At 57.7% G+C, this 1183-nt stretch carries 2 protein-coding genes; both read right to left on the minus strand.

Annotation, left to right across the window (positions count from 1 at the left end; genetic code table 11):
• Positions 1 to 102: 102 nt before the first annotated feature.
• Entirely contained in the window at positions 103 to 783 is a 681-nt protein-coding gene (atpB, locus tag ACO6BQ_RS12590) for a F0F1 ATP synthase subunit A (protein WP_489121496.1), read from the minus strand.
• Between the two features lie 38 nt (positions 784 to 821).
• Positions 822 to 1183 (minus strand): hypothetical protein (locus ACO6BQ_RS12595; RefSeq protein ID WP_489121497.1); only part of this gene is annotated, 362 nt, incomplete at its 5' end.

The following is a 1183-nucleotide window of genomic DNA, read 5'->3' on the forward strand; positions in this document are numbered from 1 at the left end:
GATAAGAGCGCCTGCGACCATGATTGCGTTTTCCATGAAAAGATCCTCCTTAAACTGTTGAACAAAATCTTAGACGATGTGCATGTTGCACGAGAAACCGGATTAGTGACCGCCGTCCGTCTTAATAGCTGCACCGATGTATGCCGTCGAGAGCATCGTAAAGACCAGTGCCTGCACAATGCCGACGAACACACTGAACGCCAGCCAGATCACCGATGGGATGGTGGAGCCATTCCCGAGAAGCTGCAGCAGGATGTGAATCAGAATCTCGCCTGCCAAAATATTGCCGAATAGACGAAACGACAGCGTGATCGGTTTCGCAACCTCCTCGACAATGTTGATGATGATGAACGGTGCGACCGGCTGGAAGAAATGCGCCACATAGTGCATCCCCTTCACCGCAAGTCCCAGGACGTGCATCATGACAATGACCAGCAGAGCCAGTCCCAATGTGGTGTTCAGATCGTTTGTCGGCGATGCCATCGTCGGAATCAGACCGATCCAATTCGACACGAGAAGGAACAGGAACAGCGACACGATGAACGTGGACAGGAATCCACGCCCGCGCGGGCCCATGTTCTCCTCGACCTGGTCATGAAGCGCCTCGATCACCGTCTCCATCATCATCTGCCAGTTCGACGTCGGCACAACCTTTAGATTGCGCGTCGCGAGCCAACCGATGAAGAGGACGACGACCATCGAGATCCACGTCATCTCCAACGTCTGCGAATTGAAGGTAAATCCGGCGACCTGCACTGCCTCGCGAACACCGATTTCGTGCATAACCTCTACCTCCCTCAGGGGGGCAAGCCCCCAGTTACCTACCGGGACTCCCGAGAGTCCCGTCTATCGGCGCGGATCGCCCGCACGATCAGCTGCACCATCATGATCGCGTGCATCAGGAAAAACCCTCCCACCGCCGCGAAGAAGCAGTGTATGCCCGCCGTCGTCGCCGCCCAGAGGACTGCCCCGATCAGAACGAGCATCAGCACCAGCCCCACCTGCACCTGCGACGAACCTGCCGCCGCACCGAGCCGCGCCGCACGCATCACGCGCTGCGCCATCTGTGCAAAGTAGAGAGCCGCCGCTCCCGCGCCCGCAAGCACTGCTCCCATGAGCCGCTGTTCTCCCATGAGGAAAAGCGTGCCGCAACCAAGAAGCGATGCTGCCGCAAACGAAAGCG

Source organism: Centipeda sp. (in: firmicutes), assembly GCF_057271695.1.

Coding starts and splice junctions, on each gene's coding strand:
- atpB (WP_489121496.1), bottom strand. CDS start 783: ATGCACGAAATCGGTGTTCGCGAGGCAGTGCAGGTCGCCGGATTTACC.